19 protein-coding genes are annotated in these 14867 nt (G+C 75.3%); 11 read left to right on the top strand and 8 right to left on the bottom strand.

Features of this window, described 5'->3' with window-relative positions; all coding sequences use genetic code 11:
- Positions 1-56: 56 nt before the first annotated feature.
- Complete coding sequence (locus ACFWDO_RS19500) at positions 57-1052, bottom strand: aldo/keto reductase (RefSeq protein WP_380326679.1); 996 nt, start codon at positions 1050-1052, stop codon at positions 57-59.
- Positions 1053-1187: 135 nt separating this feature from the next.
- Between ACFWDO_RS19500 and ACFWDO_RS19505 the strand changes: the two genes are divergently transcribed.
- Positions 1188-2114 (top strand): aldose 1-epimerase family protein, encoded by a 927-nt coding sequence (locus tag ACFWDO_RS19505; protein ID WP_380326676.1) that lies wholly within the window; start codon positions 1188-1190, stop codon positions 2112-2114.
- 143 nt (positions 2115-2257) lie between these two features.
- Positions 2258-2860, top strand: coding sequence for a GDSL-type esterase/lipase family protein (locus ACFWDO_RS19510; RefSeq protein ID WP_380326673.1), 603 nt, complete (start codon positions 2258-2260; stop codon positions 2858-2860).
- A gap of 3 nt (positions 2861-2863) precedes the next feature.
- On the opposite strand, the gene ACFWDO_RS19515 is transcribed toward ACFWDO_RS19510, so the two are convergent.
- Genes ACFWDO_RS19515 through ACFWDO_RS19525 form a run of 3 tightly spaced genes read right to left on the bottom strand, consistent with a single transcriptional unit; the run spans position 2864 to position 4651 of the window.
- Positions 2864-3286 carry a nitroreductase family deazaflavin-dependent oxidoreductase gene (locus tag ACFWDO_RS19515; RefSeq protein WP_380326671.1) on the bottom strand — a complete coding sequence of 141 codons (423 nt, stop codon included), beginning with the start codon at positions 3284-3286 and terminating at the stop codon, positions 2864-2866.
- Between the two features lie 4 nt (positions 3287-3290).
- Positions 3291-3818 carry a DUF664 domain-containing protein gene (locus ACFWDO_RS19520; RefSeq protein ID WP_380326668.1) on the bottom strand — a complete coding sequence of 176 codons (528 nt, stop codon included), beginning with the start codon at positions 3816-3818 and terminating at the stop codon, positions 3291-3293.
- A gap of 32 nt (positions 3819-3850) precedes the next feature.
- The gene (locus ACFWDO_RS19525; RefSeq protein ID WP_380326665.1) at positions 3851-4651 is read right to left on the bottom strand and encodes a DUF4097 family beta strand repeat-containing protein; all 801 of its coding nucleotides are present in this window, start codon (positions 4649-4651) and stop codon (positions 3851-3853) included.
- A gap of 156 nt (positions 4652-4807) precedes the next feature.
- Here ACFWDO_RS19525 and ACFWDO_RS19530 point away from each other — a divergent pair, with 156 nt between their 5' ends.
- Positions 4808-4882, top strand: coding sequence for a 50S ribosomal protein bL37 (locus ACFWDO_RS19530; RefSeq protein ID WP_375791718.1), 75 nt, complete (start codon positions 4808-4810; stop codon positions 4880-4882).
- 111 nt (positions 4883-4993) lie between these two features.
- Here ACFWDO_RS19530 and rsrA read toward each other — a convergent pair whose 3' ends face one another.
- From rsrA to ACFWDO_RS19545, 3 genes are read right to left on the bottom strand one after another with little or no spacing between them, the layout of a single operon-like run.
- Positions 4994-5275: a mycothiol system anti-sigma-R factor gene (rsrA, locus tag ACFWDO_RS19535; RefSeq protein ID WP_380325002.1), complete on the bottom strand. Its 282-nt coding sequence runs from the start codon at positions 5273-5275 to the stop codon at positions 4994-4996.
- Entirely contained in the window at positions 5272-6150 is an 879-nt protein-coding gene (locus ACFWDO_RS19540; protein WP_380325005.1) for a sigma-70 family RNA polymerase sigma factor, read from the bottom strand. The genes rsrA and ACFWDO_RS19540 overlap by 4 nt, the downstream gene beginning before the upstream one ends.
- A gap of 49 nt (positions 6151-6199) precedes the next feature.
- Positions 6200-7165, bottom strand: coding sequence for a helix-turn-helix domain-containing protein (locus tag ACFWDO_RS19545; RefSeq protein ID WP_380325008.1), 966 nt, complete (start codon positions 7163-7165; stop codon positions 6200-6202).
- A 93-nt stretch (positions 7166-7258) separates the two neighbouring features.
- On the opposite strand from ACFWDO_RS19545, the gene ACFWDO_RS19550 reads away from it, so the two are divergent.
- The 7 genes from ACFWDO_RS19550 (at position 7259) to ACFWDO_RS19580 (ending at position 13098) form a co-directional block, all read left to right on the top strand.
- Positions 7259-7405, top strand: coding sequence for a hypothetical protein (locus ACFWDO_RS19550; RefSeq protein ID WP_380325011.1), 147 nt, complete (start codon positions 7259-7261; stop codon positions 7403-7405).
- A gap of 90 nt (positions 7406-7495) precedes the next feature.
- Positions 7496-8029 (top strand): DoxX family protein, encoded by a 534-nt coding sequence (locus tag ACFWDO_RS19555; protein WP_380325014.1) that lies wholly within the window; start codon positions 7496-7498, stop codon positions 8027-8029.
- 72 nt (positions 8030-8101) lie between these two features.
- On the top strand, positions 8102-9469 hold the full coding sequence (gene aroA, locus ACFWDO_RS19560; protein WP_380325017.1) for a 3-phosphoshikimate 1-carboxyvinyltransferase: 1368 nt from the start codon (positions 8102-8104) through the stop codon (positions 9467-9469).
- On the top strand, positions 9469-10506 hold the full coding sequence (rsgA, locus tag ACFWDO_RS19565) for a ribosome small subunit-dependent GTPase A (protein WP_380325020.1): 1038 nt from the start codon (positions 9469-9471) through the stop codon (positions 10504-10506). The genes aroA and rsgA overlap by 1 nt, the downstream gene beginning before the upstream one ends.
- Positions 10507-10580: 74 nt before the next feature.
- Entirely contained in the window at positions 10581-11075 is a 495-nt protein-coding gene (locus ACFWDO_RS19570; protein ID WP_380325023.1) for a MarR family winged helix-turn-helix transcriptional regulator, read from the top strand.
- Positions 11072-12529 carry an MFS transporter gene (locus ACFWDO_RS19575; protein ID WP_380325026.1) on the top strand — a complete coding sequence of 486 codons (1458 nt, stop codon included), beginning with the start codon at positions 11072-11074 and terminating at the stop codon, positions 12527-12529. Before ACFWDO_RS19570 ends, ACFWDO_RS19575 begins: the two co-directional genes overlap by 4 nt.
- On the top strand, positions 12526-13098 hold the full coding sequence (locus ACFWDO_RS19580; protein WP_380325029.1) for a hydrolase: 573 nt from the start codon (positions 12526-12528) through the stop codon (positions 13096-13098). The genes ACFWDO_RS19575 and ACFWDO_RS19580 overlap by 4 nt, the downstream gene beginning before the upstream one ends.
- 16 nt (positions 13099-13114) lie before the next feature.
- On the opposite strand, the gene ACFWDO_RS19585 is transcribed toward ACFWDO_RS19580, so the two are convergent.
- Positions 13115-13876 carry a RibD family protein gene (locus tag ACFWDO_RS19585; RefSeq protein WP_380325032.1) on the bottom strand — a complete coding sequence of 254 codons (762 nt, stop codon included), beginning with the start codon at positions 13874-13876 and terminating at the stop codon, positions 13115-13117.
- Positions 13877-13978: 102 nt separating this feature from the next.
- Here ACFWDO_RS19585 and hisN point away from each other — a divergent pair, with 102 nt between their 5' ends.
- Entirely contained in the window at positions 13979-14800 is an 822-nt protein-coding gene (gene hisN / locus ACFWDO_RS19590) for a histidinol-phosphatase (RefSeq protein ID WP_380325035.1), read from the top strand.
- The last annotated feature ends 67 nt before the right edge of the window (positions 14801-14867 follow it).

Below are 14867 nucleotides of genomic sequence, written 5' to 3' on the forward strand. Positions count from 1 at the left end.
CATCCGATGCGGCCCGCCCTTCGAACTACCTCGGCGAGATCTGTACTACCTCGGCCTCACCACTTGTCGTGCACGTGCTCCCTGATCGCCTCGTCGTAGATCTCGCGCACGCCGGAGGTGAACAGCGGGCCGAGCACCTCGGCGGATCCGGCAGCCGCGTTGAGCCGCGCCTGCTCGGCGCTGCGCGCGCCGGGGATGACGGTCGAGACGCCGGGCTGCTGCCACACCCACGCGATCGCCGCCTGGGCGGGCGTGAGGTCCTGCCCCGCGGCGGAGCCCGCGAGCTCCGTGAACCGCGCGGCGGCATCGACGCCGACGTCGAACGGGACGCCCGCGAACGTCTCCCCGACGTCGAAGGCCTTGCCCTCGCGGTTGAACGTACGGTGGTCGTCCTCGGAGAACGTGGTGTCGTGCGTGTAGCGGCCCGACAGGAGGCCCGACGCGAGCGGCACGCGCGCGATGATCCCGACCCCGGCCGCCGAGGCCGCGGGCAGCACCTGCTCGAGCGGCTTGAGCCGGAACGCGTTCAGGATGATCTGCACCGTGGCGACGCCTGGCCGCGCGATGGCGGTCAGCGCCTCCTCGACCGTCTCGACCGAGACCCCGTAGGCGGCGGTCACGCCGTCGGCCACGAGGGTGTCAAGCGCGTCGAACACCTCGTCGTCCGAGTACACGGCCGTGGGCGGGCAGTGCAGCTGGACGAGGTCCAGCGTCTCGACGCCGAGGTTGCGGCGCGACCGGTCGGTCCACTCGCGGAAGTTCGCGAGCACGTAGTTCTCCGGCACCTGGTCCATCCGGCGGCCCATCTTCGTGGCCACGGTGAGACCGTCGTCGCGGTGGTCCGCGAGGAACGCGCCGACGATCTGCTCGCTGCGCCCGTCCCCGTAGACGTCGGCCGTGTCGTAGAACGTCACTCCGGACTCGAACGCGGCATCCAGCACCGACCGGGCCTGGTCGTCGTCGACCGAGCCCCAGTCCGCCCCCAGCTGCCAGGTTCCCAGGCCGACGACCGACACCAGCCGGCCGGTGCGGCCGAGCACCTGTTTCTCCATCGTTCCCCCGTTCGGTGGCGCCGCCGTCGTCGACGGCGGCGCGGACCCCTCGCGCGCGAGGGGACGTGTCGTCAGATCTGGCTCCCCTACGCTACGTCGCCCGCAACGATCCGGCGTGCCGACTACGGTGTGAGCGTGAACACCGCAGAATCTCCCGTCGTCCCCGCCCCGTCGGGACGACAGTTCCGCATCGCCGCCGGCGAGCACCGCGCCACCATCACCGAGGTCGGTGCGATGGTGCGCGAGTACGCCGTCGGCGGTCGCGACGTCTTCGTCCCCTTCGCCGAGGACGAGCCCGTCCCCGTCTTCAACGCCGCCGTCCTCCAGCCGTGGCCGAACCGCCTGCGCGACGGCGCCTACGTCGTCGACGGCGTGACGCACCAGGTCGCCGTGAGCGAGCCGGACCGCGGCACGGCCCTGCACGGGCTCGTCTGCTGGTACCGATGGACGCCGGTCGAGGTCGCCGACGACGCGGTGACGCTCGAGCTCGCCCTGCCGGCGCAGAAGGGCTGGCCGTTCCAGCTCGTGCTGCAGGTGCGCTACTCCGTGTCCGAGGCGGGCCTGGAGGTCGTGACGCGCGCCCGCAACGTGGGCACCGGGACCGCGCCCTACGGCGTCGGCTTCCACCCCTGGCTGTCGACCGGCGGCGCAACGCTCGACGCGTGCACCGTGAGCCTGGACGCCACGACCCACGTGACCGTGGACGACCGCCTGCTGCCCACCGGCACCGAGGCCGTCGCCGGCCCCTACGACCTGCGGCAGACCCGGTCCATGGCCGGGCTGGACCTCGACGACGCGTGGGTCGACGCGACCCGCGACGACGCCGGCCTCTCCTGGGCGCGGCTCGGGTGCCCGGACGGGCGCACGGCGGCCATCTGGATGGACGGCTCGATGGACTGCTGGCAGGTCTGCTCGGGCGACCACATCGCCGGCTACGAGCGGTTCGGCCTCGCGGCGGAGCCGATGAGCTGCGTCGCCGATGCCTTCAACACCGGTGACCGGCTGGTGCGGCTCGCGCCCGGCGACGAGCACGTCGTGCGCTGGGGCGCCACCCTGCTCTGACCTGTCAGGGCCACGGGCACGTATACCTCGCTGTGGCCCTGACAACTCGGGAGGGCCGCGCGGCGTGGGATCCTGCCACCCGGCCGGGCCGCGGGCAGAATGGCCGCGCAACTGCGAGACAGGACTTGGACGGTGAAGGCTCTGTGACCCAGACCGAGGTGCGCATCTGCGTCGTGGGCGACGAGCTCAGCGTGGGCGTCGGGGACGCCCGCGCCCTGGGGTGCACGGGCCGCGTCATGGCGCGCACCCGGTTCGGGCGGCCGGCGATGGCGTTCACGCTCGCCGTGCCCGGCGAGACCAGCTCGGCGCTCGGCGCGCGCTGGCAGGCCGAGACGGAGTCGCGGTTCGGGCCGGAGGACACCTGCGAGAACCGCCTCGTGGTGGCGCTCGGGCGGCACGACGTGGCCTCGTCGCTCTCCGTGGCACGCTCGCGGCTGAACCTCGCGAACATCCTCGACGTGGCCGAGACGAGCCGGATCCCGGCGTTCGTCGTCGGGCCGCCGCCGGGCCGCCCGGAGGACGGCGGCCGGATCGCCGAGCTGTCCGCCGCCTTCTCGGACGTCGCCAGCCGGCGCCGGGTGCCGTACGTCGACACCTACACCCCGCTGGCGCAGCACGAGCAGTGGCTGGCCGACCTCGCGACGAACGGCACCACCTACCCCGGGCAGGCCGGCTACGGCCTCATGGCGTGGCTCGTGCTGCACACCGGCTGGCACTCCTGGCTCGGGCTGCCCGCCGACGAGTGAGGGTCAACCCCTCGGGGTGCCGGACGGCGCGGTGCGCAGCAGCCGGAACTCCCGACGGCGCAGCAGCCGGAGCACGAGCCGCGCAGGGAAGCCGAAGGCGCGCCGCCCCGCCTCCGTCGGGTAGGGCTCGATCGCGACGACCCGCCGCACCCGGCCGCGCACGAGCAGCTGGCAGCCGCCCGCCGCGACCACGTTGCGGTACCAGCTCACGTCCTCGCCGTACGTGAGCTCGGCAACGAACCCGCCCGGCACGGCCGCCACGATGATCGGCGTCTCGTACACGTTCCCGGTCGTGCGCCCGACGTGCCGCACCAGGGAGAACGGCCCCCGGCCGGACCTCGCGACCCGCGTCGTCCAGCGGTTGAGGGTGTGCTGGAGCAGCCACAGGAACCGGCGCCGGAGCGCTCCGCCACTCGTCCCCGCCACGGCTTCAGGCGCCCGCCCGCTCGGCCAGGCCGCGCACGTACGCGGCCTGGCCGACGTGCTGCAGGTCGTCGCCGACGACGCTGACGAGCCGCACCCCGAGGGTGACGGGCGGGTCCCAGCGGGTGTCCACCACGCGCTCCAGGTCCGCTGCCGTCACCGTCGTCAGGTAGGACGTCGTCGCGGCGTGCACGTCGTCGAGGTAGCCCCGCAGCGTCGCGGCGTCGGCACGGACCGCCGCGACCTGCTCCGGCGTGTGGCCGTAGCCCGTGTCGGCGACGTCGAACGCCAGGCCGAACTTCTCGGCCCAGCCGCCCGCCGTCCAGCGCTGCTCGACGCCCGCCACGTCCGCCACGTGGTCGTCCTGCACCCGCGTCAGGTGCCACACGAGCCAGGCGACGGTGTTCGCCTCCGGGACGGGGCGGTACCCCAGGACCTGGGCGGAGGCGCCCCGCAGCACGCGGCGGCCCTCCCCCACGATCCGCTCGAAGGCGTCGGTCAGCAGGGCGACGTGGGGTGCGGACGGTGCGGTCATCGGTCCTCCTCGCCGACGCCCGCGGGCGTCGGTCAGCGACGGTCGACGGTGACGTGCGCGGACGTCACCGTCGCGGACAGGTAGGCGGCGCTGCGGCCGTCGGCGGGCTGCTCGCCGTGGTCCACGACCAGGGTGGCACCCGCGCTGGGGAGCACCGAGCCGTCGAGGACCACCTGACCGGACGCGCCGCGCACCTTGAGGTTCACGGGGGTGCCGGCGGGCAGGCGCAGGTCGATCGCGCCGGAGACGGTCTTGGCGGTGATCATCGGGCTCGCCTGGGTGGCCGTGACGGTCGCGGCCCCCGACACCGTGCTCAGCGAGACGCGCGCGAGGGCGCCCGAGAAGGCGATCGAGCCGGCCGCGCTCGAGCCCGTCACGTCGCCCGTGTGCTCCTGCGCCGACATCGCGCCGGACACCGTCTTGAGCGACATCGGGCCCGTGGTGCCGGTGGTGCGCACGGCGCCGGACACGGTCTTCACCGCGACCCTCCGGCCGCCCGTGACCTCGACGTCCGCGCCGAGCGTGCCGACGTCGACCGCGCCGTCCGCCGGCACGACGACGCGCACGACGGCGCGCTCGCTCTGGCGCGGGTTGCGCAGCTTGGCCATCACCGAGTCGAGCACCGAGGACTCGTAGCCGACGCGCAGCCGGTCCCCGTCGCGCACGACCTGGAGCGGCTTCGCCCCGACCTCGATCATCTCGATGCGCACGCCGGTGGCCGCCGGGTCGGCGACCACGTCGGCGCGCCCGTCCTGCAGGCGGAGCGTCACCCCCGTCGCCTGCTCGACGTCGATGGTCTGCGGGGCGGCGACCGCCCACGACTCCGTGCTCATGAGACTCCCTGTGCTGCTCGGGCTGTGCTGGGTACGGGACCACCCTGGCAGAGGCCGGCGCGACGGCGGATCGGGGATCCCCCGGATTCCGACCCCGGGCCTCCGGTGTGGGACCATGGGCCCGACCCCTCGTCCATCCTTCGTGAGGAGACCACTATGAGCAAGCGCGGTCGCAAGCGTCGTAGCCGCAAGGGCAACGGCGCGAACCACGGCAAGCGTCCCAACGCCTGACACGCCGAGGTAGTACGAAAAACGCCGAGGTAGTTCCGGCGGTGGCGTGGCCCCTGGCCACGACCCCATCGGAACTACCTCGGCGTTTTTCGTACTACCTCGGCGCAGCCGCTACTGCACCGTCGACATCACGGTGAGCTGCGCGTGGATGCGGACGCGGAGGGTCTCCGGAGCGCGCTCGGAGCAGGACCGCCGGACCAGCTGCTTGACGAGCTCCTCGATGCTCAGCTCCGCGAGGCACGGGGAGCAGTGCGCCACGTGCGCGCGCATCCGCTGCTCGTCCTCGGGGGTCATCTCGGAGTCGAGGTACTCGTTGAGGTGGACGAGGGCGTGCTCGCACTCGTTCTCACCCTCGGCACGCTCGTGCGGGATGGGGGTGACGGGGTCGGTCATGACGCTCCTCCACGAGCCGGGACCAGGCCACGCTGTGCGGCGTAGTCGGCGAGCAGCTCGCGCAGCTGCCGGCGCCCGCGGTGCAGCCGGGACATCACCGTCCCGATCGGCGTACCCATGATCTCGGCGATCTCCTTGTAGGGGAAGCCCTCGACGTCGGCGTAGTACACGACCATGCGCCGGTCCTCGGGCAGCTCCTGCAGCGCGCGCTTCACGTCGGAGTCCGGGAGCCGGTCGAGCGCCTCGGCCTCGGCCGACCGCAGTCCCTGCGACGTGTGCGACGCGGCGCGGGCGATCTGCCAGTCCTCGACGTCCTCCGCCTGGGACTGCTGCGGCTCGCGCTGCTTCTTGCGGTAGCTGTTGATGAACGTGTTGGTGAGGATGCGGTACAGCCAGGCCTTGAGGTTCGTGCCCGGCTTGTACTGGTGGAACGCGGCGAACGCCTTGGCGAACGTCTCCTGCACCAGGTCCTCGGCGTCCGCGGGGTTGCGCGTCATGCGCAGCGCGGCGGAGTACAGCTGGTCCAGGTACTGCAGGGCGTCGGCCTCGAAGCGGGCGGCGCGTGCCGCGCTGCTCTCTCCCTCGGGGGCACGTTCCGTGTCCTCGGGGATCTCCTCGCTGTCCGGGGAGCTCCCGGTGCTCCCGTGCAGCGGGTCACCGCCTGCCGGGTCCAGATCCTGGGTCATCACCGTCGAGCCTAGTCCAGGCACGGGGAGGGGTCCTCCGATCCACGGGGTCTGCTGGCTGGTGCTGCCGGCCGCCCGGCGCGGGGTGCTCGCCGTCAGGGCGTCGGCCGGGACGGCGAACAGCCGCACGGACTCGTGTCCGGCGTCGGGGACGGCCGCGAGGGCCGTCGGCGAGGTGCGGGTGTTCACGTGAGTGCCAACCGCCGCGGCCCTCCGCGCATTCCCGCCCCGGGCGGGCTCAGGACGCGACCGGGGCGGCGAACCGGCGGCGGTAGGCGACGGGGCTGGTGCCGAGCTGCCGGGCGAAGTGGTGGCGCAGCACGGGGGCGCTGCCGAACCCGCACACCCGCGCGACCTCGTCGATGGGCGCGTCGGTCGACTCCAGCAGCTCCTGCGCGCGGGCCACCCGCTGCCGCGCGAGCCAGGCCGCGGGCGTCGTGCCCGTCTCCTGCCGGAACCGGCGGGCGAAGGTCCGCTCCGACAGGGCGGCGCGGCGCGCCAGGCGCGCCACGGTGTGCTCCTCGGCGAGGTGCTCGCGCATCCAGGAGAGCAGGCCGGCGAGCGACTCCCCCTCGCGCGGCAGCGGGTCGACGACGAACTGCGCCTGCCCGCCCTCGCGCTGCGGTGGCACGACCATCCGGCGGGCGACGGCGCGGGCGGCGTCCGGGCCCACCTGGGACCTCACCAGGTACAGGGCCGCGTCGATGCCGGCGGCGGTGCCCGCGCTGGTGAGCACCCGGTCGTCCTCCACGTAGAGGGCGTCGGGGTCGACGACGGCGGTCGGGACCTCGGCCGCGAGCCGCTCCGTGTACATCCAGTGCGTGGTGCACCGTCGGCCGTCGAGCAGGCCCGCCCGCGCGAGGGTGAACGCGCCCGAGCAGATCGCGAACAGCCAGGCGCCGCGCTCGTGGGCGGCGCGTAGCGCGTCGAGGTAGGCCTCCGGCAGCGCGCCCTCGCCGGCGTCGTCGATGCCGTAGGCGACGGCGACCACGAGGTCCGCGTCCTCGAGCGCCTCGAGACCGTGCTCGACGACGACGGGGAAGCCGCCCTTGGTCATCACGGGGCCGGGCTCGGGCGCGCAGAGGGTGAAGTCGAACGCCGGGCCGCCGGTGTCGGTGCGGTCGATGCCGAACACCTCGTACGCGACACCGAGCTCGAACGGCGCGACACCCGGCACGACGACGGCGGCGACGGTGCGGATCATGCGACCAGCGTCCCACGGCGATGGCGGGATGTCGATGCATCCTGGCACTTCTGCCACTCGTGGCAGGAGTGCGATGCACGAAGACTTACTGCCATGACCACGATCCTGCTGATCCTCGCCCTGCTGCTGACGGCCACGTACGCCGCGCGCCTCGTCCGCACGGTCCGCCGCGACGGGCTCGGCTCGCGCCGGCCGCCGCGGTCGCACCCCGACTGGTGGGAGGGTGCGCCGCTCGCCTGACCCGCCTCCCCCGGGCGGGGACGGACCGCACGCGGCGGCGCGCCCGCCGGTCGCCGCGCATGCCGATGGCGCCTCTGCCACAGTGGCCCCATGCTGTTGCGCCGTATCGCCCGCCCCCTCCTCGCCGCCCCGTTCGTCTACGACGGGATCCAGGCGGCACTGCACCCGGCCGAGCACGTGGACGCCGCCCGGGACGGCGCCGCGCTGGTCACGGACGCCGCCGGCGCCGAACCGCTCAGCGACCGCCAGCTCGGGCTGCTGGTCCGCGCGCACGGCGCCGCGACGGCCGCCGCGGGGCTGCTCCTCGCCGTCGGGCGCACCCCGCGCACCGCGGCCCTCGCGCTGGCCGCCCTCACCGCGCCGCTCGCCGTCGCCCACCAGCCGTTCACGAGCAAGGGCGCCGAGCGCAGCCTGCGCACCGCCGCCTTCGTCAAGGACCTCGGCAAGGTCGGGGCCGCCGTGATCGCCGGCATCGACCTCGAGGGCCGCCCGGGCGTCTCCTACCGCGTGCACCAGGCGCGCGAGCACGCCGCCCGCACCGCCGAGGCGAAGGCCAAGACCGCGAAGGCGGCCGCCAAGGCCGAGGCGGCGACCGTCCGGGCGAAGCTCTCCGAGGCCGCCTGAGCCGCCCGCGGACGCCCTGCGACGAGCGAGACGCCGCGGCCGGTGACCGGCCGGTGAACTAGCCTCGGTGCCATGACAGCCGCCGTGCCGCCGCACCCTGCCCCCGCCGCCCACGACGCCGGCGGGCCGGTCGACGACGGCTGGGCGGCACCGGTCGCGACGGGCCCGCTGGACGCGACGGTCGAGGTGCCGGGCAGCAAGTCCCTGACGAACCGCCTCCTCGTGCTGGCCGCGCTCGCCGACGGCCCCGGCACCCTGCGCGGCGCGCTGCGCTCGCGCGACGCCGACCTCATGATCGGCGCCCTGCGCGCCCTCGGCGCCCGCATCGAGGAGGACGGCGACCCGAGCACCCTGCGCGTGACGCCCGGCGCGCTGCGGGGCGACGTGGACGTCGACGCCGGGCTCGCCGGCACCGTCATGCGCTTCCTGCCACCCGTCGCCGCCCTGGCCGCCGGACCGGTGCGGTTCGACGGCGACCCGGAGGCCCGCGTCCGGCCGATGCTCCCCGTCCTGGAGGCGCTGCGCGCGCTCGCCGTGCGCGTCACCGACGCCGCCGGCGACCGGCCCACGCACCTGCCCTTCACGGTGCACGGCACCGGGCGGGTGGCGGGTGGCGCCGTGGACGTCGACGCGTCCGCGTCGTCCCAGTTCGTCTCCGCGCTGCTGCTCGCGGGGGCGCGCTACGAGCGCGGGCTCACCCTGCGGCACATCGGCACCACGCTGCCGAGCCTGCCCCACATCGCGATGACCGTGGCCACGCTGCGCGAGGCCGGGGTCGTGGTGGACGACTCCCGCGACGGCATCTGGCAGGTCTCCCCCGGGCCGGTCGCGGCGCGCGACGTGCGCGTCGAGCCCGACCTGTCCAACGCGGCCCCGTTCCTGGCCGCCGCGCTGGTCGGCGGCGGCACCGTGCGCGTGCCCGGCTGGCCGGCCGACACCACCCAGCCCGGCGGCCTGCTGCCCGACCTGTTCGCCCGGCTCGGCGCCGACGTGCGCCGCGACGGCGACGTCGTGAGCGTCAGCGGCACCGGCGAGATCCGCGGGGTGGACCTGGACCTGCGCGCCGCGGGCGAGCTCGCGCCGACCTTCGCCGCGCTGGCCGCGCTCGCCGACTCCCCCAGCCGCCTGCGCGGCATCGCCCACCTGCGCGGGCACGAGACCGACCGGCTCGCCGCGCTCGCCACGGAGATCACGCGGCTCGGCGGGCAGACGGAGGAGACGCGCGACGGGCTCGTCATCACGCCGCGCCCCCTGCACGGCGGGCTGTTCCGCACGTACGCCGACCACCGCATGGCGACCTCGGCCGCGGTCCTGGGGCTGCGCGTGCCCGACGTCCGGGTCGAGAACGTCGCGACCACCGCCAAGACGCTGCCCGGGTTCGACGCGATGTGGCTGCGCATGCTCGGGCCGGCCGCGGGCGCGCGCGGGGTCGAGGCCTGATGGCCCGGCGCGCCGTCGACGAGCACGCGCAGTTCGCGCGCCCCTCGAAGCGCGGCTCGCGCCCCCGCACCAAGCAGCGGCCCGAGCACGCCGACGCCGTCACCGGGATGGTGACCGGCGTCGACCGCGGGCGGTACACGCTCATGGTCGACGACGGCACGCCGGACGAGCGGACCGTGCTCGCCATGAAGGCGCGCGAGCTCACCCGCACCCGCGTCGTCGTCGGCGACCGGGTCGACGTCGTGGGAGACACCTCGGGCGAGGAGGGCACCCTGGCGCGGATCGTGCGCATCCAGGACCGGTCGTCGGTGCTGCGCCGGACGGCGGACGACACCGACCCGTACGAGCGGATCGTCGTCGCGAACGCCGACCAGCTCGTCGTGGTCACGGCGCTGGCCCAGCCCGAGCCGCGGACCGGCATGATCGACCGCTGCGTCGTCGCCGCCTACGACGCCGGCATGGACGTGCTGCTGTGCCTGACCAAGTCCGACCTGGCCGACCCGGCGCCGCTGCGCGACCTCTACACACCGATCGGTGTCGAGGTCGTCGTCACCCGCCGCGACGACCCGGCCAGCGTGGAGACCGTCCGCGAGCGCCTCGCCGGCCGCACGTCGGTGCTGGTGGGGCACTCGGGGGTCGGCAAGTCCACGCTCATCAACGCGCTCGTGCCCGACGCCGACCGCGCCACCGGCGTCGTGAACGACGTGACCGGGCGCGGCCGCCACACGTCCACGTCCGCGGTGGCGCTGCGGCTGCCCGTCGGGCCGGACGGCGGTCACGACGGCTGGGTGGTCGACACCCCGGGCGTCCGGTCCTTCGGGCTGGCGCACGTCGAGACCGACCAACTGCTGCAGGCGTTCGAGGACCTCGCCGAGGTCGCGGCGGACTGCCCCCGCGGCTGCACGCACCTCGCCGACGCGCCGGACTGCGCCCTCGACGACTGGCTCGCGGCGTCGTCCGACGACGAGCGCCCCGCCCGCGAGGCCCGCGTCGCGTCGTTCCGGCGCCTGCTGACCGCGCGCCACTCGGCCGACTGACCTGCCCACAACGTTCAGGACGATTCGTCAGGCAAGACTTGTCAGTCTGGGCTGATGAGTTCTACCGTGGAGGGGTGCCCGCCTCCCCTGCCCCCGCCCCGCGCCCCGACACGGCGGCCGACGCCGCCCGCGAGCTGCGCTCGCTCGTCGGCCGGCTGCGCCGCCGGTTCATCGAGCTGAGCGACAACCAGGAGCTGACCCCGTCGCAGACGGCACTGCTGTCGCGGCTGGCGAAGCACGGCCCCGCGTCGCCGAGCGCGCTCGCCGCCGCCGAGCGGGTGCGGCCCCAGTCGCTCGGCGCCACCCTCGGCGTCCTCGACGTGCGCGGGCTCGTGCGCCGCGACCCCGACCCCACCGACGGCCGCCGCCAGGTGGTGTCCCTCACCGACGACGGCCGTGCGTTCGTCGACGGCCGGCGCTCGGCCGGGCAGGAGTGGCTGACCCGCGCCCTGCAGGAGCGGCTCACCGGCGAGGAGCTCGCCACCGTCTCGTCCGTGCTGGCACTCCTCGACCGCACGCTGCTCGACGACGCCGACGCCGCGCTCCCCCGGGGGGCCGCCCGCCCGTGACGCTGCTGCACCGCTCCGCCTCCCGCCCGGCCACCGCCGCGCCCGAGGGCTACGACACGCGCCTCACCCTGCCGCTGGCGCTGGGCTCGCTGCTCAACCCCATCAACTCGTCGATGATCTCGGTGGCCCTCGTGCCCATCGGGATCGCGTTCGGCGCCCCGGCCGCGCAGACGGTCTGGCTGGTGACGGCCCTCTACCTGGTGACCGCGGTGGCGCAGCCCGTCGTGGGCCGGGTGGTCGACCTCGTCGGGCCGCGACGCCCCTACCTGGTGGGCACGGCGCTGGTGGGGGTCGCCGGGCTGCTCGGCGCGTTCGCGCCCACGCTCGGCCTGCTGGTCCTCGCCCGCGCGCTGCTCGGGCTCGGCACCTGCGCGGCCTACCCGGCGGCGATGTCGCTCGTGCGGCGGGCCACCGACCGGTCCGGCGAGGGGCGCGGCACCGCCGCCGTCCTCACCGTCCTGGCGGTGACGAACCAGGTCGTCATGATCGTGGGGCCGACGCTCGGCGGACTCCTCGTGGGGCTCGGCGGCTGGCGCGCCATCTTCCTCGTCAACGTCCCGCTCGCCGTCGCGTGCCTCGTGCTCGGGGGCCTGCGCCTGCCCCGCGTGCCGGGCACCGACCTGCCCATCGCCGACGGCTCCGCGCGCGCCTCCGTAGCGACCCGCCTCGACGTGGCCGGCGTGGCCCTGTTCGCGGCGGCGCTCACCTCGATGATGCTGGTCCTGGTCGGAGCGACGCCGTGGTGGGTGCTCGCCGTGACCGCCGTCGCGGGCGCCGCCTTCGCCCGCCACGAGCTGCGCACCGCGCACCCGTTCATCGACCTGCGGCTGCTGGCCGGGAACCGCCCGCTGCTGCTCACCTACGCCCGCGCCTTCCTCACGGCCACCGCCACGTACGCGTTCATGTTCGGGTACGTGCAGTGGCTCGAGCAGGGCCGCGGCCTCGGCGAGGCCGCCGCCGGGCTCCTCATGCTGCCGACGTCGGTCGTCGCGGTCACCGTGGCGTCGGCCACCGGCCGCCGGGCACCCGTCCGTGCCGCGCTCCTCGTCGGGGCGGCGTCCCTGCTCGCCGGCGGCGCCGTCCTCGCCGTCGTGCAGCCCGACAGCCCGACGTGGGTGCTCGTCGTCGCCGGGGTCGGCATCGGCGGCATGCAGGGCCTGTCCGGCCTCGCGAACCAGAAGGCCCTCGCGCAGCAGGCGGACAGCGCGTCCGTCGGCGCCGCCGCAGGCCTGCTGCGCACCTTCATGTACATCGGCGCGCTCGTCTCCACGGCGGCGATCGCCGCCCTCTACTCGGGCGGACCCACCACCGCCGGCCTGCACGACCTCGCCCTGGCGATGGTCGGCTGCGCCGCCGCCGTCCTCGTCCTCACCCTGGTCGACCGCTCCCTGCGGCGCCGGCCCGCCTCCCCCACGACCCCGTCCGTCCCCACCCCCGGAGAGATCCCCGCATGACCTTCACCGCCCTGGACCCCCGCACCGCGCTCGTCGTCGTCGACCTGCAGGCCGGCATCCTCGCGATGCCCGTGGAGCCGCACCCCGCCGACGCCGTCCTCGCCCGCAGCGTCGAGCTCGCCGGCGCCTTCCGCGCCCGCGACCTGCCCGTCGTCCTCGTGCGCGTCACCGCGGCGCCCGACGGCGCGGACGCCGTGCCCGGCCGCACCGACGCCCCCCGCGGCGGCGCGCGCCCCGACGGCTGGGACGTCCTGTCCCCGACGCTGCACACCGCCGCGTCGGACATCGTCGTGACCAAGCGGAACTGGGGCGCCTTCTACGGCACCGACCTCGACCTGCAGCTGCGGCGGCGCGGCGTGACGCAGGTGGTGCTGGCCGGCATCGCCACGAGCATCGGCGTCGAGTCCACCGCCCGCGCCGCGCACGAGCACGGGTACCACGTCTCCCTCGTCACCGACGCCATGGGCGACCGGTCCGCCGAGGACCACCGCCACTCCACCGAGCGCCTCTTCCCGCGCCTCGGCGAGTGCGGCACCACCGCCGAGCTGCTCGCCCTCGTGAGCGCCTGACCGTCCGCCCCCGACCTCAGTCCCGGACGACGTCGTACCGGGTCCAGGTGCTGCCGTCCGGGCCCCGCTCGACGGAGCGCACCCGCAGCGGGACGGCCGCCTCCCCCGATGCGAGCGGCGGCCCGTCGACGAACGTCGGGGTGTCGCGGCCGCCGACCAGGGCGGGGAAGACCACGACGTGGACCTCGTCCACCAGCCCCGCGCGGAGCATCGCCCCGTGCAGCCCCCCGCCGCCCTCGACCACCACGGCCCGCGCACCCAGGACCGCGCCGAGCCGGCCGACCGCCCGGGGAAGGTCCACCCGTCGGTCGCCCGCGACCAGGTAGGGGACGCCCAGCTCGCGGAGGCGGGCGAGGTACCCCGGGGGCGTGGCGCGACAGACGAGCACCAGGAGCGCCGTGCGGTCGTCGCCCGTGTACTCCCACTCCACGCGGCCCCGGCCGTCGACGACGACGAACCAGCGCGGCGCGCGGCGGGGCAGGTGGTCGGCCACGTCGGGCAGGCCGTCGCCCTTCACGGGCGCCCACGGCGACGGCGCGTCCGGGGCGACGAACGTGCCGCTGCCCTCCAGGGCCACCGTGGGCGCGTGCTCCTCCTCGATCCAGCGGTGCCGGCGCTCGAGGAGCCCGGCGACGTCGGGCGGCCACACCGACTCCCAGCGGCGCCGGACGTCGGCGTCGAGCAGCCGTTCGGCCGGCGCCGTCGTCACGCGGCCGTCGACGCTCGCGGTCGTGCACAGCACGACCCGGGGACGCGCGCCCTCCGCTGCGGGGGTCATGCGGCCACGCTAGGCGCCCACCCCGACACGGCCGCGGCCCGGGCTCGTCCGCGCACCGCGCGCCGGGCCCGCGCGGCGCCGCCGGACCGCTACCGTGTGACCGTGTCGTACACCCAGCCGTCTCCCAGCCCGACCAGCGGCCCCGCGCGCACGTACGAGGACGACCTGCGCCTGGCCCACGTCATCGCCGACCAGGTCGACGCCATCACGATGTCCCGCTTCAAGGCCCTCGACCTGCGCGTGGAGACGAAGCCCGACAACACCCCCGTGAGCGACGCCGACCGGTCCGCCGAGGAGTTCATCCGAGCGCAGCTGCACCGGGCGCGCACGCGCGACGCCATCGTCGGCGAGGAGTACGGCTCCGCCGGCAGCGGCGCCCGGCGCTGGATCATCGACCCGATCGACGGCACCAAGAACTTCGTGCGCGGCGTGCCCGTCTGGGCCACGCTCATCGCGCTGGCCGACGGCGACGAGGTGGTCATGGGGCTCGTCTCCGCACCCGCGCTCGGTCGTCGCTGGTGGGCCGCGAAGGGCTCCGGCGCCTGGACGGGCAAGTCGCTCGCGTCGGCGTCCCGCCTGTCCGTCTCCGGCGTGAGCACCCTCTCCGACGCCTCGTTCGCCTACTCGTCGCCGACCAGCTGGGAGGCGCACGGCAAGCTCAACGGCTTCCTCGACCTCACGCGCGAGGTCTGGCGCAACCGCGGGTACGGCGACTTCTGGACGTACATGCTCGTCGCCGAGGGCGCCGCCGACATCGCCGCCGAGCCCGAGCTCCAGGTCTACGACATGGCCGCCCTCGTGCCCATCGTCACCGAGGCCGGCGGCCGCTTCACCGGCCTCGACGGCGCCCCCGGCCCGTGGCACGGCAACGCGCTGGCCACCAACGGCCACCTCCACGACGAGACCCTCGTCTACCTCGGCTGAGCCCCTCGTTGTGAGCGGGGGTTTGGCCCTGTTCGACGTGTCGAACAGGGCCAAACGCCCGCTCACA

It is taken from the genome of Isoptericola sp. NPDC060185, from assembly GCF_042728595.1.
In the GTDB taxonomy this organism is placed as follows: Bacteria; Actinomycetota; Actinomycetes; order Actinomycetales; family Cellulomonadaceae; genus Isoptericola.

Coding starts and splice junctions, on each gene's coding strand:
- ACFWDO_RS19500 (WP_380326679.1), bottom strand. CDS start 1,052: ATGGAGAAACAGGTGCTCGGCCGCACCGGCCGGCTGGTGTCGGTCGTC.
- ACFWDO_RS19580 (WP_380325029.1), top strand. CDS start 12,526: ATGACCTTCACCGCCCTGGACCCCCGCACCGCGCTCGTCGTCGTCGAC.
- rsgA (WP_380325020.1), top strand. CDS start 9,469: ATGGCCCGGCGCGCCGTCGACGAGCACGCGCAGTTCGCGCGCCCCTCG.
- ACFWDO_RS19545 (WP_380325008.1), bottom strand. CDS start 7,165: ATGATCCGCACCGTCGCCGCCGTCGTCGTGCCGGGTGTCGCGCCGTTC.
- ACFWDO_RS19585 (WP_380325032.1), bottom strand. CDS start 13,876: ATGACCCCCGCAGCGGAGGGCGCGCGTCCCCGGGTCGTGCTGTGCACG.
- ACFWDO_RS19555 (WP_380325014.1), top strand. CDS start 7,496: ATGCTGTTGCGCCGTATCGCCCGCCCCCTCCTCGCCGCCCCGTTCGTC.
- rsrA (WP_380325002.1), bottom strand. CDS start 5,275: ATGACCGACCCCGTCACCCCCATCCCGCACGAGCGTGCCGAGGGTGAG.
- aroA (WP_380325017.1), top strand. CDS start 8,102: ATGACAGCCGCCGTGCCGCCGCACCCTGCCCCCGCCGCCCACGACGCC.
- ACFWDO_RS19550 (WP_380325011.1), top strand. CDS start 7,259: ATGACCACGATCCTGCTGATCCTCGCCCTGCTGCTGACGGCCACGTAC.
- ACFWDO_RS19520 (WP_380326668.1), bottom strand. CDS start 3,818: ATGACCGCACCGTCCGCACCCCACGTCGCCCTGCTGACCGACGCCTTC.
- ACFWDO_RS19525 (WP_380326665.1), bottom strand. CDS start 4,651: ATGAGCACGGAGTCGTGGGCGGTCGCCGCCCCGCAGACCATCGACGTC.